The sequence below is a fragment of the Actinomadura sp. WMMA1423 genome (genome assembly GCF_006547145.1).
GTDB lineage: Bacteria > Actinomycetota > Actinomycetes > Streptosporangiales > Streptosporangiaceae > Spirillospora.
The window spans coordinates 855,711-878,339 of sequence record NZ_CP041244.1 but is presented as its reverse complement, the minus strand read 5'-3'; the positions used below and the strand labels follow the sequence as shown (position 1 = coordinate 878,339).

General features: G+C 66.4%; 14 protein-coding genes and 1 pseudogene. 8 read left to right on the top strand and 7 right to left on the bottom strand.

Going from position 1 to position 22,629, the window contains the following annotated elements:
• The first annotated feature begins 128 nt into the window (after positions 1 to 128).
• Together pglW and pglX (FKD65_RS04480) are read left to right on the top strand one after the other, a co-directional pair.
• Complete coding sequence (gene pglW / locus FKD65_RS04485) at positions 129 to 4,433, top strand: BREX system serine/threonine kinase PglW (RefSeq protein ID WP_168220948.1); 4,305 nt, start codon at positions 129 to 131, stop codon at positions 4,431 to 4,433.
• Positions 4,430 to 8,032 (top strand): BREX-2 system adenine-specific DNA-methyltransferase PglX, encoded by a 3,603-nt coding sequence (gene pglX / locus FKD65_RS04480; protein ID WP_141576280.1) that lies wholly within the window; start codon positions 4,430 to 4,432, stop codon positions 8,030 to 8,032. Before pglW ends, pglX (FKD65_RS04480) begins: the two co-directional genes overlap by 4 nt.
• 132 nt (positions 8,033 to 8,164) lie before the next feature.
• On the opposite strand, the gene FKD65_RS04475 is transcribed toward pglX (FKD65_RS04480), so the two are convergent.
• The 6 genes and pseudogenes from FKD65_RS04475 to FKD65_RS44020 form a co-directional block, all read right to left on the bottom strand.
• The gene (locus tag FKD65_RS04475) at positions 8,165 to 8,356 is read right to left on the bottom strand and encodes a DUF397 domain-containing protein (protein ID WP_141576279.1); all 192 of its coding nucleotides are present in this window, start codon (positions 8,354 to 8,356) and stop codon (positions 8,165 to 8,167) included.
• Positions 8,353 to 8,961, bottom strand: coding sequence for a DUF5753 domain-containing protein (locus FKD65_RS04470; protein ID WP_302931613.1), 609 nt, complete (start codon positions 8,959 to 8,961; stop codon positions 8,353 to 8,355). Before FKD65_RS04470 ends, FKD65_RS04475 begins: the two co-directional genes overlap by 4 nt.
• A gap of 78 nt (positions 8,962 to 9,039) precedes the next feature.
• A pseudogene (locus FKD65_RS46180) lies at positions 9,040 to 9,189 on the bottom strand (helix-turn-helix domain-containing protein); the annotation flags it as partial.
• Between the two features lie 910 nt (positions 9,190 to 10,099).
• A complete protein-coding gene (locus FKD65_RS04465; RefSeq protein WP_141576278.1) occupies positions 10,100 to 10,585 on the bottom strand; it encodes a hypothetical protein in 486 nt (161 codons plus the stop codon).
• A 48-nt stretch (positions 10,586 to 10,633) separates the two neighbouring features.
• On the bottom strand, positions 10,634 to 11,083 hold the full coding sequence (locus FKD65_RS04460; RefSeq protein WP_141576277.1) for a hypothetical protein: 450 nt from the start codon (positions 11,081 to 11,083) through the stop codon (positions 10,634 to 10,636).
• Positions 11,070 to 12,599 carry a hypothetical protein gene (locus FKD65_RS44020; RefSeq protein WP_168220947.1) on the bottom strand — a complete coding sequence of 510 codons (1,530 nt, stop codon included), beginning with the start codon at positions 12,597 to 12,599 and terminating at the stop codon, positions 11,070 to 11,072. The genes FKD65_RS04460 and FKD65_RS44020 overlap by 14 nt, the downstream gene beginning before the upstream one ends.
• A gap of 269 nt (positions 12,600 to 12,868) precedes the next feature.
• On the opposite strand from FKD65_RS44020, the gene FKD65_RS44015 reads away from it, so the two are divergent.
• The 5 genes from FKD65_RS44015 to FKD65_RS04430 all read left to right on the top strand — a co-directional run bounded on the left by FKD65_RS44015 (position 12,869) and on the right by FKD65_RS04430 (position 18,131).
• Positions 12,869 to 13,624 (top strand): TIGR04222 domain-containing membrane protein, encoded by a 756-nt coding sequence (locus FKD65_RS44015; RefSeq protein WP_168220946.1) that lies wholly within the window; start codon positions 12,869 to 12,871, stop codon positions 13,622 to 13,624.
• A 485-nt stretch (positions 13,625 to 14,109) separates the two neighbouring features.
• Positions 14,110 to 15,096, top strand: coding sequence for a hypothetical protein (locus tag FKD65_RS04450; RefSeq protein WP_141576276.1), 987 nt, complete (start codon positions 14,110 to 14,112; stop codon positions 15,094 to 15,096).
• Positions 15,089 to 15,523, top strand: coding sequence for a hypothetical protein (locus tag FKD65_RS04445; protein ID WP_205718547.1), 435 nt, complete (start codon positions 15,089 to 15,091; stop codon positions 15,521 to 15,523). Before FKD65_RS04450 ends, FKD65_RS04445 begins: the two co-directional genes overlap by 8 nt.
• A 302-nt stretch (positions 15,524 to 15,825) precedes the next feature.
• On the top strand, positions 15,826 to 16,812 hold the full coding sequence (locus FKD65_RS04440) for a hypothetical protein (RefSeq protein ID WP_141576275.1): 987 nt from the start codon (positions 15,826 to 15,828) through the stop codon (positions 16,810 to 16,812).
• Positions 16,813 to 17,564: 752 nt separating this feature from the next.
• Positions 17,565 to 18,131, top strand: a complete 567-nt coding sequence (locus FKD65_RS04430; protein WP_141576274.1) for a hypothetical protein — start codon at positions 17,565 to 17,567, stop codon at positions 18,129 to 18,131.
• Positions 18,132 to 18,152: 21 nt separating this feature from the next.
• Here the strand turns inward: FKD65_RS04430 and FKD65_RS04425 are convergent, their stop codons facing one another.
• Positions 18,153 to 18,800 (bottom strand): hypothetical protein, encoded by a 648-nt coding sequence (locus FKD65_RS04425; RefSeq protein WP_141576273.1) that lies wholly within the window; start codon positions 18,798 to 18,800, stop codon positions 18,153 to 18,155.
• A gap of 273 nt (positions 18,801 to 19,073) precedes the next feature.
• Between FKD65_RS04425 and pglX (FKD65_RS04420) the strand changes: the two genes are divergently transcribed.
• On the top strand, positions 19,074 to 22,619 hold the full coding sequence (pglX, locus tag FKD65_RS04420; protein WP_141576272.1) for a BREX-2 system adenine-specific DNA-methyltransferase PglX: 3,546 nt from the start codon (positions 19,074 to 19,076) through the stop codon (positions 22,617 to 22,619).
• Positions 22,620 to 22,629 lie beyond the last annotated feature (10 nt).

Genomic DNA, 22,629 nt, shown 5'->3' with positions numbered 1-22,629 from the left:
TGTAAACGCCGAACGGCTCCCTGGGGCCGCATGTGGCAAAGTTCCCCGTTTGTGATCCGCTCAGGATGCGGACTGTCGGTGACTACTCCTATCCTGTCCAGGCACGACACCACCGGGGATGGGCAGGCATGGCGACGGGCGGTAACCGCTGGCAGGGAGCGCGATCAGAGTTCCCCTGGGAGCAGGACGCCCTCGACTTCGTCCGTGAACGCATGCCGTCCGCCGAGCCCTACCGTGCCTGGACGACGTTCACCTTCACCGCCAAGTCAGGCCACGTCCGCGAGGTCGACCTGCTCATGGTCACCCCGTCTGGCCTCTATCTGGTGGAGATCAAGAGCCACCAGGGCCGCCTGGTCAACAACGGCTCCACCTGGATGTTCCACCACCGCGGCCGGGTCAGCACGATCGAGAACCCGCTGCACCTCGCCAACCGCAAGGCCGTCGAGTTGAAGGAGCAGCTCATCTGGGCGCTGCGCCGCAACCCGGCACGCGGCCTCGCCGTCCCCTACATCCGGGCGGCGGTCTTCCTTTCCGACCCGGCGCTGAACTCGGAACTGGACGAGGTGCAGGCCACCGGCGTCTACGCGCGCGACCGCTCCAACGGCCTGCCCGCAATCTGGGGCGACCTTCTCGGGGCCGGACGTCCCGCCGGGCCGGCGCGCAACGAGGCCACGTTCTCCCGCAAGATGCCCGAGCTGATGGAGGCCATCGGCATCCAGGGCTACCGCAAGCACCGCACGGTCGGTACGTGGCGGCTGGAACCGAAAGCGATGGACGCCGGCCCCACCTGGGAGGACTACCTCGCCGAGAACACCGCCCTCGAAGGCGATCACCGGCGGATCCGCCTCTACCTGTCTGAGCTGGGCGCGTCCCGCGAGGCGCAGGAGTCGACGCGCCGCGCCGCCCGCCGCGAATACCTCGTCCTCCAGGGCATCGACCATCCGGGGATCGTCAAGGCAGAGCAGTTCAGCGACGACCACGACGCGGGCCCTGCGATCGTGTTCCCGCACCGCCCCGAGTGGCTGCGCCTCGACCACTACATGGCCCAGTACGGCGACGGCCTCGACGTCGAGACCCGCCTGGACATGATCCGGCAGCTCGCCGAAGCCGTCGAGCATGCGCATCGCCGCCACCTCTACCACCGCGCGCTCGCCGCCCGCAGCGTCTACGTCGCGTTCCACGGCGCCGGCTACGAACCCGCCCTGAAAATCGTCGACTGGCAGGCGGCGGCCCGTCCGGGTGGCGGTTCCGGCGGCGTGGCGCAGGGACGCACCTCCACCCTCGCCGGGAACGCGGCCACCGCCGCCGGGCATATCGAACGCTCGGCCGAGGCGTACCTCGCGCCCGAGTTCGGACGTGCCGAGGCCGACAGCGTCCCGCTCGACGTGTTCGGGCTCGGCGCTCTCGGCTACCTGATCATGACCGGGACGCCGCCCGCCGACAGCCGCGGCACCCTTGCCAGCCGCCTCACCGAGGAGCACTGCCTCACCCCGTCCGCGGTGGACGAGTCCATCACTCCGCTGATGGACGAGGTCATCCAGGACGCCACCCAGCTCGAAGTCTTCAAGCGCTGCGAGTCGGCGAAGGACTTCCTGGAATACCTCGACATGATCGAGGAGGAACTGACCGCGCCCGACGCCGAACCCGACCAGGACCCCCTGGACGCCGTCCGCGGCACAGTCGTCCACGGTTGGACGGTCCAGCGCAACCTCGGCCAGGGCTCCACGTCCCGCACGTTCCTCGCCGAACGCGAAGCGCCCGACGGCACGCAGACCGGCGTCCTGAAGGTCGCGCTGACCGAGGCCGCCGCCGACCGCCTGCACGCCGAGGCCGCGCTGCTCGCCCGGCTGCGCAGCACCCGCATCGTCGGGCTGATCGAGGGCCCGTTCGAGGTCGCCGGCCGCACCGTCGTCGCGCTCGAATACGCCGGGCAGGCCACCCTCGCCGAGCACATCAAACGGCAGGGCCGCCTCTCCCCGGACGAGCTGGAGAAGTTCGGCGACGAGTTGTTCGACGCCGCCGACTACCTGGAGGAGGAAGGCGTCCGGCACCGCGACATCAAGCCGGAGAACCTCGCCATCCGACGCCTCGCCAACAACACCAGCCGCCTGGTCATGCTCGACTTCTCCATGGCGGGCACCCCCGACACCGCCGTCAAAGCCGGAACCCCCGACTACCGGGACCCGTTCGTCGGCATCGACCGCCGCCCCCGCTACGACGAGCACGCCGAGCGCTACGCCATCGCCGTCACCCTCCACGAGATGGCCGCCGCGGAACGCCCCTCCTGGGGCGACGGCATGGCCGAGGCCGAGTTCATCGACAAGGCCGAGTCCACCCCGCAGATCTCCGAGGACCGCTTCGACGCCGGCCTCCGCGACGCGCTCGCCGCGTTCTTCCGCAAGGCGCTGCACCGCGACGCAGATAAGCGGTTCGCGTCGCTCAAGCAGATGCGGGACGCCTGGCGCGGCATGTTCCTCGACCTCGACCAGACCGCGCCGCCGACCACGCCGGGCAGCACCGACGAGGACACCGACGACGTCATCCAGGCCCGCAAGGCCCAGGCCGAGGCCGCCGAACCGGGGACGCCCCTCGTGGAGGCCGGGCTGTCGCCGCGCGCTCTGTCCGCCGCGATCGACGGCCTGGGCGTGTCCACGGTCAAGGACCTGATGGCGATCCCGGCGACTCGCGTCCACCGGCTGAGCCGTCTCGGTATCGGCTCCCGCCCCCGCAACGAGCTGCTGGACCTGGCGACCGGATGGCGGGCGAAGTTCCACTCGCGCGAGTCGGTCACCGACGCCGCGAAGGACCAGCGCGCCGCCGCCGAGGACATCTCCGTCGCGGGCACCACCGCCAAGGACAGGTTCAAGAGCCTCAGCCTCGACGAGATCGCCGGCCGCCTCGTCCCCAAGGGTGACACCCAGGAGACCCAGATCATCAGGCTCGTCCTCGCCCTGCCCGGCCCGGACGGCGCCAAGGCCCCGCTGGAACTGTGGGCGCCGCAGCGGGACATCGCCGACCTCAAGCGCATCAAGCCCACCGACGTCTCGCAGGCCCTCGCCGTCGCCCGCCGCCGCTGGACGGCGGACAGCGCGATCCGGCCGCTGCGCGAGGACGTCGTCGCGATCCTCGCCGAGAAGGGACGCGTCCTCGAAGCGGACCAGCTCGCCACCGAGCTGCTCGCCCGCCGCGGCAGCGGCCTCGCCGACCCGGACGCCCGCCGCGCCGTCGCCGGCGCCGCCCTCCGCGTCGCGATCGAGACCGAGGAACGCCTGGACGAGCCGCGCCTCGCCAAACGCCGCACCGGCCCCGGGGGGAAGGTCGTCCTCGTCGCCCTCCGCGCCCCCGAGGACTCGGACCTGCCCAGCGCCGCCGACCTGTTCGACTACGCCGAGGAGCTCGGCAAGCGCGCCGACGACCTGGCCGGGATGGACCCGCTGCCCAGCGCCGTCACGGTTCGCGGAACGCTCCGCGAAGTGATCGTCCCGGCCGAGATGCCGCTGCTCCCCGATACGGCTCTCGTCGCCTTGGCAGCGGCCGCGTCCACGAACGCGGCCGTCACCGCCCGCCTGGAGCTGTACCCGCGCGACCTGGACCCGGTGCGTGCGCTGAAGCTGGCGCAACTCTCCGGATACCTGGCGGGGGACGGCATCACGCCGCGAGACCTGCGCCGCCGCGTCCTCGCCCGCTTCCCCCGCATGACCACACTGCCGGATGGTGACGGTTTCCCCGCCGCGCTGTTCAAGGCGCTTCGCAAGGCGGACTACCAGGTCGAATGGAACAAGGACGGCAAGCGCCTCGTCGACAAGCGGTTCGACAACGCCGCCCGCACATACAGCCACGGGCGCAGCTCCGGGACGTCCGCAACCGGCCACCTGGACACCGACCAGGTCACCGGGCGGCTCCTCGGCAGCATCGACGGCGGCGGCTTCCTCGCCCTCAAGACCCGCACGAGGCACGCAGAGGCCGTGCTCGCCGCACTCGCCGTGTTCGACGAGGTCACACCCATCAACGTGACCACCGAATTCATGCGGGCGCTCCGCGAAATCGTCGCCGCTCGAGGCAAGCCCACTTGGACGACGATGCTCGGCGCGGACCCGGCCACCGCCCCGCCCGTCTACCACCAACTCGTCGCCCAAGCGTTCACGGACGTCGAGAAGGTGATTCGTGCGGCCGGCTGCGTGCCGCTGCTGCACGACGCGACACCCCTCGCGCGCTACAAGGGTGGGCCGGAACTCCTGTCCCGCCTCGCCGACGCGGCCCGCGACCCGCACGAAGCGCCGCACGGACTGTGGCTGCTCTGCCCGATGCAGGACCCGAAGGCCCTGCCCCTGCTGGACGACGTGGTCGTCCAGACCAACACCAGCAACGAACGCCTCGTGCTGCCCGGAACCTTCGGGCAGCACGACGAACTTTCGACCGGGAGAGCCTCATGATCGACCGCAAGGCGCTGCTCGCCGACCTGAAGAAGCAGGTCGGCGCCCTCGAAGGCGACTTGCGGGAGCGCGCGGCCGACGACGGGGACATCCACGCCCGCCTGTACGGGGAGTGGCAGCAAGCCCGTGCGGCGAGCCGGATCGCGGCGACGTACGAGTCGTGGTTGGACGATCGGGTGACACAGGCGGCGGTCGCCTGGGTGCTGGGCACGGTGTTCCTGCGGTTCTGCGAGGACAACGGCCTGATAGAAGTGCCGTTCCTGGCCGGGCCGGGGGAGCGGCTCGACTTGGCGCAGGAACGGCAGGCCGACTACATCCGGCAGCATCCGCATGACACTGACCGGGACTGGATCCTGGCGGGGTTCGGAGAGATGTCGCGCTCCCCGGTTGCGGCGGGGTTGTTCGACCGGGCGCACAACCCGATGTGGCAGATCGAGATCCCGCACCACGCGGCGAAGGCGCTGCTGGCGTTCTGGCGGCGGCGGAGCGAGGACGGGGAGATCGTCCACGACTTCACCGACCCCGAGTGGGACACCCGGTTCCTGGGCGACCTGTACCAGTACCTGTCTATTGAGGCTCAGGAGAAGTACGCGCTACTGCAGACTCCGGAGTTTGTGGAAGAATTTATTCTCGACCGAACTCTTGAACTTGCCGTCGACAGCTTCGGACTGAGGGGTCTTAGGGTTATCGACCCCACCTGCGGCTCTGGACACTTTTTGCTGGGTGCATTCAATCGAATTTTCCGCAAGTGGCAAAACGCGGAGCGTGGAGCGAATAAGTGGGACCATGTCCGCCTAGCGTTGTTGTCGGTCCATGGAGTAGACAAGAACCCTTTTGCGACTGGTATAGCGCGGTTTCGGCTACTCGTTGCGGCGATGAGAGCAGGTGAGGTTTCTTCACTTGCAGGCGCGCCTGATTTTCCGATAGTTATAGCGACCGGAGACTCGCTGCTTCATGGGAGAGGTGCGCCTGGGATACAAGCGGACTTGATCTCGCAGGCGGAGCCGCACGTTTATGCGACAGAAGACATTTACGATTATGTGAGTGCCCAGCCGAAGAGGGGCGTGGAAGAAGCAGATCTCCTCGGCGTGGGAAGTTATCATGTTGTGGTGGGAAATCCACCCTATATTACCCCTTCTGATGCTCAGGAAAGCCTTAACTATAGGGCCTATAGTAGTTGCTATAGGGAGTATCAATTGTCAGTACCTTTTGCTGAGCGCTTTTTTCAACTAGCTGTCCGGGGTGAGGTAGGTGGAAGCCCTGCTGGCTACGTTGGACAAATAACATCGAACGGGTTTGCCAAGCGTGATTTCGGGAGGAAACTTGTAAATGACTTCTTGCCGACTGTAGATCTATCATTGGTGATCGACACTTCCGGTGCGTTCATTCCTGGCCATGGGACCCCCACAGTTATTCTCATAGGCCAGCGTCGCTGGCCTAAGGAGACCACTCCGGTTCGAACTGTAATGGGCATCCGTGGTGAGCCGCGAGAACCAGCAGACCCGAGTAGAGGAAACGTCTGGCAAGCTATTGCTAATGGCTACGATGAGCCGGGATTCATCAACGAGTGGGTTAGCGTAGCTGATGTCGCTCGTGAAGTGTTCCGCAAGCATCCATGGTCTTTGGGTGGCGGGGGCGCAACTGATCTTATTAAGGATATTGAGTCTGCTGCGCACGATCGGCTTAGAAAGGTCGCTGCCTCTATTGGGTATACCGGCCAGACTAATGCTGATGACGCCTTCCTGTTCACGCCCGAGACTCTCCGACGGCTAGGCGTGGAGGCTGACTGCTGGCGTGCGTTCATAACAGGTGACGACGCTCGTGACTACCAGGCCATCAGCAAGAATGTTGCCATTTTCCCTTACCGGGAAGAAGCCCGCCTTGTTGATATTGACATGCGGCCCATGCTTAAGAAATTGATGTGGCCGAACAAGACGCGTCTTTGGGCTAGGGCGACCTTCGGGAGATCAACTTATCGGGATCAGGGACGATCCTGGTGGGAGTGGCATCAGGTTGCAAAAACGCGGCTAGGCGGGCCTGTACTGACTTGGCCATTCGTTCAAACTCATAATCATTTTGCATACCTACCTAGCTGCAGATTGCATAATCGACATGCCCCGGTGATCCAACTCTCCAGGGAAGCTACGGAAGAGGAATACGTTCAACTTTTGGGCTTGCTCAACAGTTCCGTAGCCTGCTTCTGGCTTAAGCAGGTATGTCATAATAAGGGTGCGCAGGGGGTAAACGAGGGCTTCAAATCCCAGGATTGGGAGAGGTTTTTCGAATTCGCTGGCAACAAGTTCCAAGACTTCCCGTTGCCCGAGAATCTGCCATTGGCATATAGCCGTGCTCTCAACAGTCTTGCCGCGCAACTCTTGCAGTCAAGTCCCGCAAGCGTAATCGAGGACGGTCAAGTAAACCGTAGACTTCTCGACAAGGCCCGCGATCGATGGGAAATGCTTCAGGGGCGGATGATTGCGCTGCAGGAAGAGCTCGACTGGGAGTGCTATACGCTCTACGAGCTTCTCGGTGAGAAGTTGACCGTGCCAATTGATGAGCTACCTGCTATTCGCCTAGGCGAGCGAGCATTTGAGATTGTGCTCGCTCGCAAAATAGAACGAGGCGAGTATGAGACCGAGTGGTTCAATCGACATGAATCTACGCCGGTCACGGAGATTCCTGAACATTGGCCAGAGAATTATCGGCAGCTCGTCGAGAAGCGGATTGAAATAATCGAACTTCGGCGAGATATTGCGCTGATCGAGCGGCCGGAGTGTAAGCGGCGGTGGGCCACGGAACCTTGGGAGAAGCAGGAAAAGTCTGCACTTCGGAGCTGGTTGCTGGATCGGTGTGAAGGGCGTTCGCTCTGGTTTAAGAACGATGAGTACGGTGTCGAGCAGCCGCAGGCTATGACGGTGAACCAACTTGCTGACCAGCTTCGGCGGGATGAAGACTTTGTGTCCGTTGCTCGTCTGTACGCGGATGATGACGCAGAGTTGGCCAAGGTGGTCGCGGAGATCGTGCAGGATGAGCATGTGCCACATCTAGCGGTTCTGCGCTACAAGGACCCGTCTGGCCTGCGGAAGCGGGCGCAGTGGGAGGACGTCTGGGAGCAGCAGCGCGAAGAGGACCGGACGGGTAAGCGGCTCGACATTCCGGTACCTCCCAAGTACACCTCGGCTGACTTCCTCAAGACCTCGTACTGGCGGAACCGTGGGAAGTTGGATGTGCCCAAGGAGCGGTTCATCTCGTACCCGGGGAGTGGGCCGGACGGGGACTCGTCCATGCTTCTCGGGTGGGCTGGATGGGATCATCGGGAGCAGGGTCAGGCGCTCATGACATTGATCGAGGAGCGGGCCACTCAGGACGGGTGGGACGCAGCTCGCTTGACTCCGTTGCTCGCCAGTCTGGCCGAAGTACTGCCATGGGTGCGGCAGTGGCATGGCGAAGTTGACCCGGCGTTCGGGCAGAGCCCAGCCGACGCCTACGGCATGTACCTAGAGGACAAGCAGCGCACGTATGGGATCTCGGACGACGATCTCAAGAACTGGCGTCCCGAGAAGCCGAAGCGCGGCGGTTTCAGGAAGAAGACCTCCTGACCGTGCCGAGGTCGGGAATGCCCGCTTAACTCGTTCGGGCGAGTCGAGCAGGGCTGTCCGCTCTTGGCGCATCAGCTTCAGGGCCGGGCCGATACCGTGAGTCTTGGGGTCACGAATTCCTGTGGCGTCCTATCAATTTGACCGGATGGCACCAAGGAAGGTTGCCCACTCTGGACGTGTGAACTCTAGGGTCGGGCCGATGCCTTGCTCCTTGGAGTCGCGAACACCGATGGTCTGTTGGTTCGTGGCCAAGGCGACCTCGACGCACTCGGCTCCTGCTTCACTGCGACGCGCCTTGCGCCAGTGGGGGTACTTCTCCCTCATGAATGGGGTCCTGTCTGCTCGGTCAGTCGATCCGCTATGTCGGTCAGCATCGCGATGCTGTCCTCTGGGGGGAGTGCGGCTTGGCTGAGGTGATCGTACCTCCGTGTGTACCGCTCAACGTCCTGCCGCGCGGTGTGGATGATGTCCGTTGTGACTGTGTCGACAACGGTCATCGGCGGATCGTCCTGGTCAGGGAAGGTGTAGAGAAAAAACGGGACGGTGGGGAGGGGGTACCCTTGTATACAAAAGTTGACTGGCAGGACTTGGATGTTGAGGTGAGGCACCTCCGTGACTGTCCTAATGATGTGGCGCACCTGTGCTGCAAAGAGCGACTGGGGGACGACGATGCGGCGGAGAACAACCTCATCCAGGATGAAGTCGTACCGCGGACCACCAGGGCGGAGAATTTCTTCTTGGCGACGTAGGCGTGCCTGGGTCATCTTGGCGGGCACGAAGTCGGACGTCCCCTCGGCCTTCGCCAGCCGGATCATGGCAGCGATCATCTCTGGGGTTTGCAGTACCCCGGGGATGGAACTGGGACTGTAGCCGCGGATGGTGGCTGCCCCAGACTCGATATCCGCGTAGAGCCGCTGACGCGCTCCCATGGCCTCGCCATAACGATCCCACCAGCCTCTCTCAGCGGCAACTGTTGCGAGGCGAATGAGTTTCGTCCATTGGTCGTCAGGGACTTCCAACGCGTCAAGGATCTTGACGACGTCGGCGACGTCGGCGACGTCGGGGCGGCCGTGGGCGTTCTCCAGGCGGCTGATCTTCATGCGCGAGTAGTGGATGCGCTTGGCTAGCTCGTCCGCCATCATGCCGCGCTCCTCGCGGAGCTTGCGGAGTTAGGCCGCCAGACGCTGGCGTCGTACGTACGGGCTGGCCATGCTGACCCCCGAGAGGTGGGACCGTAACCATGTCACTACCGTGTGTACACGGTGCGTCCATCACTCGGCAGAGAAATGAACGCCCGGTCAGCCCGAACGCGGGGACAATTGTGTATCGAACAGGTCCTATGCGCTGTCGGGACAGCGTTCGCTGGCCCGACGTCCACCGCTCCCATGCACGTCCGGCTGCCCGAACCGTGAGGACCCTTGCCTGGGAGGCACGTCACCCATTGCGCCGTACTCACATCCTCAGGCACGAGTCGGCTTCCGGCACCTCCACCGCGCCGTCTTCACGCGTCGGCGCTGGACGGGCGCCTTGGTGAGCCGCCAACGCCGGCCACCGCGTAGAGTTCGGCATGCTTGATCGCGTCGTCGAACACATTATGAGCAAGAGCAGGGCCACCGCCCACACGCGGCAACGGGCGTTGCTCTGACAAGGACAGTCGTGGACGCCCAACCGCGCTGACAGCATCAACCCAACCAACGCGCCTCGGCCTACCGCTGAGACGGGCATCCGGGCCGAGCCTCGCCTACCCCCGGCGGGACCCCAGTCGACCTGTTGGCCATGCTTCGCCCGCCGAAACTGGTCCGTGATCAGGCCGGGGTCGGGGCAGCGGCCAGATCGACGTATCCCCGGTGTCCTTGTGGACCACGAGGCATGAGCCGCCGATGGTCTCCGGTGGACGGGCGGGACCCTCGCGCGGCCGGGGCATCCCGCTCCGCCGCGATCCCGCCGGCCGTCCCACCGAGGTCCGGGAGATCAGGGAAGGTCGCAGAGCCCGCAGGTTCGGCGGCCACTGCGGGCGCGTCGACGAAGCGGACCGACGCCGTTCACGTTTTGCCAGTGCCCGTCGCCCTACGAGATCCGCCCCAACGGGGATGTGTCCCGCCAAGCCGCGAGCCACTCAGCGGCGTACTCGGCAGATTCATCGACAAACTGCTCCAACTCCGCGTCATCGGGGTCTTCCTCGAAGACAAGGGCAATCAGGAGGCAGAGCTGGGCGCGCACCATGGTCGCCTGGTCGGCGCCGAACGGCGGGCGGGCGCTGAGGGTTGGGTCGCCGAGCGCATGGCGGAGGAGTCCCTCGGCGACCTGAGGGTTCACCTCATGCGCGCCTTCCCCAAGGCCGAGTCGGACATCGGCGACGTATCGGATGATCTGCGGCAATGAGTAGGTGGGCGAGAACCTCCGGTGCGCCGCCCTGGCGAGTGCGCTGTTCATCAGGAATGAGAACCCGAAGTCGTCCTCGTGCTTGAGTTGCTCCTCGTACCGCTCGGCCCAGACAGCCGGGCCCTGCACGAGGAGGGTACGCAACGCCGCCACGTGCATGTCGCTGAACATGATAGGTCGACTGTCCATCTCTCCTGCTTCCCGGCTGCTGATCGCCGTTCAGCCGATATGTGCGTCTGCCTCGGCCCGCGCCTTGACCAGGAAGGCTTCGAGTTCGGCTTCGCTGAGCTCGGCGTCGGCGGTCAGCGCCGCGAGGAGAAGGATCTTCGTGCCGAGAAGCGTCTCGCCATCGACGTCCTCACTGATCGGTCCCTTGCCCAGAGCATGCAGGACGACCTGCTCGGCAACGTCCGGATCGAGCTGCTCGGCCGCGACGGGGTGAGCCGAGCGCTGAGAGGCGATGAAGTCAAGGACCTCGCCCCTGTCGGCCACCCTGCCGTCGGTGATGAACCTACGATCAACGGCCTCGAAGAACGCTCCGGTTACCAGGGCTATGTAACCGGACTGGGCCTCTGGTGTGTCCAGTCGGTCCAGCAGACGTTCGTGCTCCTCCGACCGCCCCGCGAGTTGAGCGCGCAGGGTGGCGACCTGATCATCAGTTATCGGCATGATCTCTCCGTCTTGGATTACCGATCTTCCGGTAAGTCTGTAGCGCCCAGCCCGCGACTGTGAGCGTGACTATTACGGCGTTCCCTAAGGCATCTGCAGGATTCCCTACGTGAGCATCAGGCGCATGTATGGTGGTATCTGCTCTGACTTCGGCGCGCCCTGTCGGCGGTGGTTTCGCCTGGAGATCTTCCACCCCTCTGAGTACCTTCTTCGTCGCGTCGAATGCGGTATGGGCGCGATCGAAGTTCTCCCATCGACTCCGTCGCCCGTCCTCCGGGTCAGGATTCCGATCCGCGGGATCGTCCTCGGGGGAGACGGGGTCGCTGTGATCAGCAGTTCCGGACGGAGCGTGTTCGGGTAGCCGGCGGTATTTGTCTGTTTCATCGTCGGTGGTGGCAGGGGATTCCGGTCGTGCCTCGGCATTCCTATCACGGGCTCCGACCTGAATCCCGGGTGTTCCCTCTCCGACTTGGACGACCGGGGATGTCCAGCGGGTGACCCCTTCTTCCGGCTCCAGTGGCCAGGTTGCCGCCGCATTTCCGGGCATGCCGGACGGTTCAGGTGTTTCGGCTGCCGAGAACTGTCCGTCCGCCGTCCGCTGCACGTCGCCCTCGGTGGGCGGCTGGGCGTCTGATGTGCCTTCCGGTGGCTCGGCTGGGATGGGGCCGGGTGCGTCTTGGGAAGCCTGTCGGTGACCGGTGGGCGGGTGATCGGCTTGAAGGATCTGCCCGGTGGCGGCTTCCTGACCGGTGCCGGTGGTGACGGATGGTCGACCGTCCTGCGGGGGGAGCGGCTGCCGGTCGCGGGCTTCGGACTGGTCATGCTCGCCGGGCGGTCGCGGTGCGGCCTCATCGGCGTCCTGGGCGCGGCGCTTCTCCCCGTGCCCGTCCGGACGTCCCGCCTGATCGGCTTCGGGTCCGGTCTCGGGTTGGTCGGCCGGGTCCTCAGTGGCCCCCGGCTCGGCGGTCTCTTCCGGGTTCTCGGCCGCCCCGGCCGGAGACGGCTCGACCTCCTCGTCCTGAGTTTCCGTGGGCCATCCCGCCTCTGTCTCTGGCGCGAGTTCGTCGGTGTCCGAGGTGCCGAACTCCGCTTGCGGCTCGTCCTGCCGCGTCGCCTCGGCGTTCTCAGGCCCTGGCGGCGAGTCGTCACGTTCGCCGAGCCCGGAGCCGACTTCGGACTCGGTCTCGCCGGCCTCAGCCCCCTTCTCCGACTCCTTCGGGTCGTCCTGGTCCCCTTGCCGCTCGCCGGGGGGTTCGGCGGGGGAGGACTCGGCCGCCGTCTCCTCCCGTTCGTCTGGCTGCTCGGTGCCGGTCTCCGGTGGGGCGGCCTGCCCGCTCGCCAGCTCGGCCGCGCGGGCCTCTTGGGCTTCGCGGGCGGCGCGGAGACTTTCGAGGCGGGACGGGAAGCCGGGCTGTCCGGGCCGGTCGGGCGGCGGTCCCGGTGGACGCTGGGGAGCCTGGGGCTTGTCGGCGTCCTCCGCGCGGGCGTCGGTCCCGCCGGACTGCTCGATGCCCACGCTGCGTCCTTCCACCCGGGGGAGCGGAGCCCAATTGCCGGAATCGCCTGACAGTGGACTTAACGCCCTTTTTGTTCCATGTTGGACAGAGTTCCGGCGGACGTGCGGGGGCGACCTCCGGAGGCGTCACCGACCATGTAAGCGTGAACGTTCGGGATTTGCACGTTCAGCCGCCGAACGCACACACCGCATATATCCGAGTTGGTGGCGTGGGCACGGGAGGGGCCGTCGGTTCGGCGGAGATGACGCTCCAGTTCTGCGTTCGTCGCGTGGGTGCGCTGTTCTGGAAGGGATCCGCAGACCGTGGCGGTGGCGCTCTCCTTGTCGCGCCGCCGGCCGTGGCCGGGTACGGCGGTCAGGTTGACGCCGGAACGTCCGCGGAGCACAGTGCGTCTGACTGGAAAGTGTCCGAACTGTCACGACCTCGGTTGGAAGTGGAACTGATGCGCGATCACACCGAAGTCGGCCCCTACGAGATCGCCTACCTGTGCGGTGGCCCTGAGCGTGTCGCGATGACCGTGCTGGTCAGGTTGGCCGGAGACGGTCAGATCAGGGTCTCGCCGGATCGGCACCGGGTGTACGCGGAACGGCGCGAACCCCGCGACCCCGTCGAGAGCGCCGCACTGGAGGTCGTGCCGAAGGTCGGCAGGGTGCTCGGCCTGACCATGCTGATGATCGCGGACTCCCCAGCGGTCGAGGAGGTCGGCCGGCGGCTTCGGGTGCAGCGGCTGCTGCCGGGCTCCCGCGTCCATGCGCTGTGGCAGTGGGGCCGGGTCCGGCGGGCCCGGCGGTTGCGCCGTGCGCTTGACCGGGGGCTGTCGCTGGACGCCCTGTCCCGCGTCGCGGCCACCGGCGCCGCGGGCATCGCCGACCACGAACTCCGGATGATCTTCGAAACCCACACGTGGGAGCCGCCGGTATCCATCGAGATCAGCATTCCGAAGCCGCGGGTCAGTGATCCGCTTCCCGAAGTGCCTTACCGGTCCGGCCTGTACGGCGCGTACTCCGACTTCGGGGGCTACTGAACCCGGACCCGCGGGGTGGAGCAGTCCGGCGGCGGGGCCGGGTCCGCCGCCCGCCGGTTCTAGCGGACGGCCTGCAGGAGTCGTGCGCAGCTTCTCGGGGGTGGTCTCACGAGGATCGGACAGGTCGATCTCGTGGTCCAGGTCGTGGTGCGTAACTCCTTGCACCTTCATCAGTGCGGCCCTGCGCGCCAGAAGCGCGGGCTCGTCCACGTAGGGGCTGCGGTGCATCATCTGGACGCACCGCCCGTCGATGTACATGTCGGCCTGGCTTTCCGGCGGTGCGCGAGGGGCGACGACGAGGTCGCCTACGTTCGCGCTCCGACCGGAACCGAGCAAGGACGAGGCGGTGCGCTCATCGCCTGGCTTCGGCACTCGCCCGCAAGTGATTCGACACCTGGCCGGAACCGGCACCGTGCAACTGGTCGCTTTTGACCTGGGACGTCGTCGACTGGTGTCAAAATGATCAGGAACTTGAGGGAGATGCCATGCCATTCTTCATTCCTGTCGTACTGGTTGCTGTCGGAGCCGCCACCGGGGGCGGTGGCGTTGCACTGGGCGGCAAGGGCGCCTACGACCTGAAGAAGGCCAACGAAAGGGCGAAGAAGGCGGCTTGCGAGTATGAGCAGCGCCGTGCCGTCACCGAGAACAAGCTCGAGAGCAGCAATCAGAAACTCAAGGCACTGGGGATGCAGCAGGAGCAAGCCCTCATCGATGTCGTCGTCCGGATGGGGGACTTCCTGCGCCGCCACGAGCGCCAAGTCCGCGAGAGCGATCGCCTGTTGGTCGAAGGTATAGGCGCCACTATGACGCAGGTGCCTGAACAGCAGGGCTTGGAGATGGAAGCTGCGGCTTTCATCGGCGGAGCTCTCGGGGCCGCGGTCGCGGGAGCGGGAACCGGAGCCGGCGTCACGGCTGCGGCCGGCAGCCTGGGTGTGGCCAGCACCGGGGCCGCGATCGGGGGGCTCAGCGGCGCTGCCGCGGAGTCCGCCACCCTGGCGTTCCTGGGGGGCGGGAGCCTCGCCTCCGGTGGGGGCGGCATGGCGCTGGGAGCCGCCGCCCTGAACTTCGTCACCATCGGCCCCGCATTGCTCGTCGGCGGCCTCGTCGTCAAGGGGCAAGGTGCAAAGGCGATCACCAAGGCCCGTGAGCGCGAGGCCGAGATCGCCGTGGCCATCGCGGAGCTGGACGAGACCGAGGTTCGGCTCGAAGGCGTCGACGCCCGCGCCGATGAACTCGGTGACCTGCTCGCGAAACTGTCGGCACAGGCGACGTCAGCGCTCGACATCTTGGAGTCCGAGCCTTTTGACTCCCAGGTACACGCGCCCCGCTTCCAGCGGGCGATGAGCCTGGTGATGGCCGTTCGCGACGTTGCCGCCACGCCGATCATCGACGCTGAGGGCACCCTGACTGAACGAAGCGCCAACCTCACTGTCAAGTACCGGGCCATGGCCGAGGAGACTGCCGATGCCTGACCAGCCGAAGGTCCACGAAGGCAGGGTTGTCCCGCCGCCCAAGGGCGGTGGACCCCCTGCCATGGAGGCCTTTGCCGCGCTCAATCAGGTCGTCGAGGCGGTGCGGGACTGCATCAAGACCCACGAGGAGCGAGCGACCATCCGCAGCCGTATCGCCGCCTATGAGGCCACGGAGGTGGCTCGCATCAAGGCGGGCGAAGCGGTGCTCAAGGACTACTTCTCACAGGTCTTCGCCGAGCGGCGAAGCCTGTACGACGAACTGTTCTCCCGACTCGACCGGGCTTTCGACGAAGGCAACGGCGAAGCCCTGAACAGTGTCGTGCGCGGCATCGTCGACATCGCACAGAAGTCACCGCTGGCAGACATCGGTGACCTCAGCCAGGTACGCGCTGCCCTCGACGACCCCGACCAAGTATGGGATTTGTAGCTGCGGGAGACGAGCGGGGAGTCGGGGGGCAGCGTTCTGGCTTGCGGCCGGTGGGGAAGGGGAGAGGCCCAGACGTAACCGTCGCTGGCCTGGGTGTTGCCCGGCCGCGTCACCGCCTACGCGGCCCGGCCCCCGCCATGTCAGAGACATCGCTCTCGGTGATGCGCACGGGCTTCCGGATCGAGCGACGCGTTCCGTCGTGAACGCCGGCGACAGTGTTGGCACCGCTCAACCACATCACGTCCGGCCGTGGTGTGCCGGTAGCGTGCGGCCTGGGGAAACCGGATCACGGAGAGGGCGGCATGGATCAGATGGCGCGGGCGGGCGACCTCAAGGGGGAGCTGGTGAGCTTCGCCATGTCCGACCGTGTTTCGGACGTGCTGGAGGAGTTGATACTGGACGCGTTCCCGGGCGGTTTCGTCCACGACGAAGGCGTCTTCGCGGCCGCTATCGAGGACTTCCTGTTCACTCACCGGCTCCCGAACGGTTCCCGGGTGGTGGAACGGTTCGTCGCCGAGCACCGTGACCTGGAAGAGCAGGACAAGGCCCTGGTCCTGGGCTGGCTCGACAACGTGCAGGGCATGTTCGAGATCATGGAGCCGTACGGCGACGACGGCATCATCGCCTACAACCACGTGGACGAGCTCACGTACCGCGTCCGCTCCAACATGGGACCCAAGGGTGTTGAGTCGCTGACCCCCGGCACGATCGTCATCGGAGGGATCGTGCCGGTGGGCGCCGAGTGGATGATCAGCGGTACGCCGATGGCCTTCGCCGCCGAACAGGCCGACGACGTCCTGGCCGGCCTCCCCGAGATCGTGATGCGGTATCCGGCGCGCGCGTTCCGTAACCCCGAGATACTCGCCCGAGCACGCGAGCTGCAGGATGAGCAGCGCCGGGCCTTCATCGACCTGTACGGCGATGACCTGACTGTCGTCTCCGGGGACGAGGTCGACCAGACGCTGATGGCCTTTTACCGTCACGTCTACGAGTTGGGCGGCAGCAAGGCGGGACCGTGGACCGAACCGAACCTGCCGCAACTGCCCGGCGAATGGACGGACGCGGACACGTCGCGCTCATCTACGACGCCGAGGACGGCCTCGGCTTCTACGTCGACTACGCCGCGGCCCAGCAGGCGTTCGCCGAACCCGACCTCATCCGGCGGCGGATCTACCGCGAGGTCGTCTCCGCTTACCTGCGGGAGGAGGAGATCAGCCCCGTCCCGATCCGGCGCCTGGTGGCCGAAGCCGGTCCCGACGCCGCCAGCAGGGTGTTCCAGAAGCTGCTGAAGAAGCCGCGTTTCTCCTGGGATCGCGACGGCGAGGCGTTGCTCCGCAGGCACAAGGTCCACTGGTACGCCAACCCGCCGCTGCCCCGGGTGACGCCTGTTTCGCCCGCCGTCGCCCGGCGGCTCCAGGACGCAAACCGTCAATGAGCCGGAGAACGTTCCTCTCGTGAACGTGCGGGCCATGTAAGGCCCAGCTGGACGACGTGCATGCCGCAGGCGTGCGAATCAGTTGGCTGACCTGGGATTTCCCGTGTGATCGCCGGTGCCTGGTGTGACGATGAACACGCACGATGACGAACCGGCCACGACGCGCTGAGGGACCTATGTCCCATCCGATTCCCACACTGTCCGTCCCCGAGACCGCGCAGCGGTGGCGGCGCGCCTTCCCCGGCGAGCTCGTCCAGGCCCGCGCCGCCCGCCGCTTCACCACGATGCTCCTCGACGGCTGCCCGCTGCTCGACGAGGTGCTCCTCGCCGTCGACGAACTCGTGGTGAACGCTCTGCGGCACACCAAGTCCGGCCAGCCGGCGGGACCTTCACCGTCGAGATCACCCGCTGGGGTGCTGCGGTCGCCATCGCCGTCACCGACGAGGGCGCCCCATCCGAGCCCTCCGTCATCGAAGCCGTCGAGGACGCCGAGTCCGGTCGAGGCCTGCGGACCGTCTCCCTCCTGGCCACCGGCTGGGGCTGGTTCGGCAACGACCACTCCCGCACGGTTGCGGCCCTTTTCGGCACGACCTTGGGCGAGGCGGCGTGAGCGGCCACGACCTGCGCGAATGGACGGTCGGCCAGGTACGGTCCGCGATGACCTACGCCATGCGCGCGGATCCGGACGCCCTGGACCGGCTCGCCGGAGCGAACTCCGCCGTCCTCGACTCGCACAGTGCGGCGTTCCTGCGCTCGGCCCGCATGCTGACGCTGGGGACCTCCGCGGCGCTGTTCACCGTCCTCACCGTCCACCGGTCCGAGCGCGACCGCCACGAGCGGCCCGTCTGCGCGGCTTGCGGCACCGGCCGCTGCCGGACGGTTCGCGCGATCTCCGACGCCCTCGCCGCCTACGGGCTGCAGAGCCGTCTGGTCGACCGTGCCGAAGCCTGGCGCCGCGCCGATGCCTGGTACACCCGGGCGGCGGCCCGCCCCGTCCTCCTCTCCATCGAACCCTTCGACGAGGGCTTCATCGCCCGCCCCACGCCCCATCCGGACACCCCCGACGGCATGCTCGTCGTAGACCGCCACACCGGCGCCCTCACCCAGTGGCCCTCGCTGGACACTGACCACCTGGCCGCCGAGTACCACACCTACAAGCACGGGAACCGATGACTCGTCATGGGCAGGGCGGAGTCACGGGGCGATGATGGCGTTCCGCAGCTCCGGGAAGCGGGCGAAGACGAGGAGGGCGATCAGGAGCAGCACGTAGTACACGGCGGGCATCCGCCACATGCGGCGAAGCAGGGTGTCGAGCGCATCGATGACACCGAGCATCCGCCGCAGCGCCGACTCCCAGCGGTCGAGCCGGCGGCCCTGCCCGTCGCCGCCGGACGCGGCAGCCTGCCGGGCGTGCCCATCGTCCGTCGTTCCCCGCCACGCCGCGCAGTCCTCGCACGGGCCGCCGGAACCATCGCGGGGAGCGCTCCGCCGGTTCCGGTCCACGGGACCGGACGCGCCGAACCGCTCTGCCTCCTGTGACACCTCCGGACGAAAACCGGAAGCGGTCTCCCACGGGCCGATCCAGGAAGGGCGGGGAGCGGCCCGGAGGAGGAACAGCACCGCTGCCTCGGCCTCGAAACCGTTCCCGGTGATGAAACCGTGGATCGAGGCCCGCAGCCGCGGGTCGTGCGCGAGGTCGGACACCGGGAGCGTGAAGGCGCGCAGCCCGCGGTCCCACCGGACGCGGTGTCCGCTCGCTGCCTTGAGCGTCTCGTTGAGCCGCAGGGAGTAGCCGAACCGAAAGACGATCTTCGTGTCGATGCGGAGCACCGAGCGGGTCATCGGAAACCTCCAGGAGGATGCGCTAACACGCATGGAGAATATTCGAGGGCGGTCGTCTGCGCGGGATGGTTGCCTGGGTTGAGGTGACGGAGAGGTGCTCACGCGACGGCACTGTGCCGCCCACGCATAGGAGGATACCTCCGGATCCGCTAACACGTACTATGTTTTTTGAAGACCGGCGTGCCCCCCACGCCCTGCCTGCCGCCCCGACTAGGGTGACGTGACGTCAGGCGGACCTCGTGCGGGACGGCGACGATGGCGAGGAGACACTGAGTGATCGACCGGGCTGCCCTGCTCGCCGACCTGAAAAAGCAGGTCGCGGGCCTGGAGTACGGCTTGCGGGAGCGCGCGACGGAGGACACCGGCACCCGTGGACGCCTGCAAGAGGAGTGGCGGCGCGCGCGCGAGGCGCGGCGGACGGCGGCCACGTATGAATCGTGGCTGGACGATCAGACAGGGCAGACTGCGGTCGCATGGATCCTCGGGACGGTGTTCCTGCGGTTCTGCGAGGACAACGGCCTGATCGAGATGCCGTTCCTGGCGGGTCCGGGGGAGCGGCTGGACCTCGCGCAGGAGCGGCAGGCGGAGTACATCCGGCAGCATCCGCACGACACCGACCGGGACTGGCTCCAGGCAGGGTTCGCGGAGATGTCGCGCTCCCCGGCCGCCGCAAAGCTGTTCGACGAGGCCCACAATCCGATGTGGCAGATCGAGATCTCGCACCACGACGCCCAGTCGCTGCTCGCGTTCTGGCGCCGGCGCGGTGAAGGCGGCGAGGTCGTCCACGACTTCACCGAGCCCGGGTGGGACACCCGCCTCCTGGGTGATCTCTATGAGGGACTGTCGGAGCATGCGAAGAAGACGTATGCGCTGCTGCAGACGCCGGAGTTCGTTGAGGAGTTCATCCTCGACCACACGCTGGAACCCGCCACCGACCAGTTCGGACTGGAGGGCCTACGCCTGATCGATCCCGTCTGCGGTTCGGGTCACTTCGTGCTCGGCGCCTTCCAGCGCGTCCTGGGCAGATGGCGGAAGGCCGAACCTGACACCGACGTATGGGAGTTGATCCGCCGGACGCTGCTGTCGGTGCACGGTGCGGACAAGAACCCGTTCGCCACCAACATCGTTCGTTTCCGTCTTCTCGTCGCCGCGATGAAGGCTGGGGACATCTCCACACTGGCAGACGCCCCTCGTCTCCCCTTGGTCGTGGCGACAGGCGACTCGCTACTTCACGGCCGCGGGGCGCCTGAGGTTCAGGATGCGCTGTTCGACGAGCCGCTCATGTTCCCAACCGAAGACATCGGCGAATACGTCCGGCTGTACGACCTGCTCGGCGCGGAAAGCTATCACGTCGTGGTCGGCAACCCGCCGTACATCACTCCCAAGGACAAGGTCGAGGCCTTGACGTACCGACGGGCCTACCGATCGTGTACGGGGGCGTTCTCTCTCGCTGTGCCTTTTGTCGAGCGCTTCTTCGGGCTCGCGAAGAAGCCCGGAAAGGCTGGCGAGGCTCGCGCGGCCGGACACGTTGGCCTGCTCGTGGCGAACGCATTCATGAAGCGGGAGTTCGGCAGGAAACTGATCGAGGAATTTCTGCCCACGGTGGACCTGACGCATGTGATCGACACGTCCGGTGCCTACATCCCAGGACATGGGACGCCGACCGCCGTGATCTTCGGCAGGCAGCGTTTCCCCCACCCCGGCGGGACGGTGCTTACCGTGATCGGAGTGCGAGGGGAGCCCGCCGCGCCGGAGAGGCCCGGCGAGGGGCGGGTCTGGCAGTCGATTCGGGACCACGTGGACGGGGCGGACGTGTCCGACGAGTGGACGCAGGCCGTATCCGTCCCCCGCGATGAAATGGCCCGGTTTCCTTGGAACCTGGCCGATCCGGCAACGTCCGACCTGCTTCGCACGATGGGCGAGGGCGGGCGCCTGGCCGACCGTGTACTGCGGATCGGATATGTCGCGAGCACGGGCGCGGATGATGTGTTCACCGCACCTGGGGCATCCTGGCGGCGGGCGGGAGTGGAGACCCGGCCACTCGTGCACGTGTTTACCGGCTCGGAAGTGCGGGACTGGGTGGTCACGCCCGAGCGGCAGGCGTTTCTGCCGCATGCCGCCCCCGAAGAGGGAAATCGGTGGGCGCCGATCGGCGACTTTCCCGGCCACTTCCGGCGGCTCTGGCCTTACCGGACGGTACTGAGGAACCGGATCAACTTCTCCGGCCAGACGTTCGAGAAGGCGGGCCGAAGCTGGTACGAGTGGCACCATCTGACGCTGGACCGGGCGGCGCATCCCTGGTCCATCACCTTCCCGTGGGTGGCGACTCATCCGAGTTTCGCGATCCTTGCGGACGAGGCGGTGATGCCGCTCAACTCGGCACCGGTGATCAGGCTGCTCGGCACGGCGTCAGAACAGGAAGTGATCCAACTCGCGGCGGTGCTCAACAGTTCGGCGGTCGCGTTCTGGCTCAAGCAGCACAGCCATTCCAAGGGTCGGCAGGGAGGGGGGCCGTCTGGAACCGGCGAACCGTGGAGTGCCTTCTACGAGTTCACCTCCACGTGGCTGGGGAAGTTGCCGCTGCCGCCCGAACGTGCCGTGGGTGCGCGCTGGTCGGCGTACGCTGAAGCACTCCATGCCACGGCGCAAGAGCTCGCGCGTTGCCTGCCCGAGGCCGTCCTCCAAAGGTCCGGGCGGCCGGCCCGGCTCGCCTCGGCCGAAGCGCGCGACCGGTGGGCCGGCCTGAGGGGGAGGATGATCGCGCTGCAGGAGGAGCTCGATTGGGAAGTCTATGCACGTTACGGCATCTCCCCGGACGAAGAAATTCCACTTGACCCGGAGCACGTCCCGGAAATCGATGCCGGTGAGCGGGCGTTCGAAATCGTCCTGGCACGGAAAATGGCGCAGGGGCAGGCGGGCAGCACATGGTTCGAAAGGCATGGTGTGCAACCGGTGCTGGAAGTGCCTGAACGCTGGTCCGACGACTATCGTGAGCGGATACTGCACCGCATCGAGTTGATCGAAAATCATGAAGCGATTGGGTTCTTGGAACGTCCGGACTTCAAACGGAGATGGGCGACGCAGGGTTGGGATGCCTTGCGCGACAAGGCTGTCCGCGAATGGCTCCTCGACCAACTAGAGGACCGTGACCTGTGGTTTTCGGAAGGCCGAGCGGCTCCGCGCACGGCTGAGCAGCTCACCGATCTGCTTCGGCATAGGTCAGACATATTCGAGGCAATCGAATTGTGCAGTCCCGGGATGGATCCGTGTGCGGTCGTGAAGGAACTCCTGGCCGAGCATCAGCTCCCCTATGTCGCGGCCTTGTATCTCCGTAGTCCAAGAGGTCTGAAGAAACACGAACGGTGGCTTGAAGTATGGGCGCTTCAACGAGCGGAGGATGAGCAGGGGCGACGGCTCGACATCCCGGTTCCGCCGAAGTATGTCCCCCAGGACTTCCTGCGCCCCGGCTACTGGAGACAGCGTGGCGGCTGGAATGTTCCGAACGAGCGGTTCATCGGTTATCCAGGACACCAGCTGTTCGGATGGGCAGGCTGGAACCATGAGGAACGCGCCATGGTGCTCGTCGATCTCCTGGAGAACGGCGGGGACCCGTACCCGCTGCTGGCAGGGCTTCTGGAATTGCTGCCCTGGTTGAGGCAGTGGCACGGTCAGATTGACCCCGACTACGGGCAGAGCCCGGCGGACGCCTTCGAGGCCTACGCCGCTGACATGATGCGCAAGCGTGGTCTCACCGAGCACGACGTCCTCCAGTGGGGCCCGCCGCCGCCAAAGCGGGGACGACCCCGGAAGGTGCGCTAGGCGGCATACT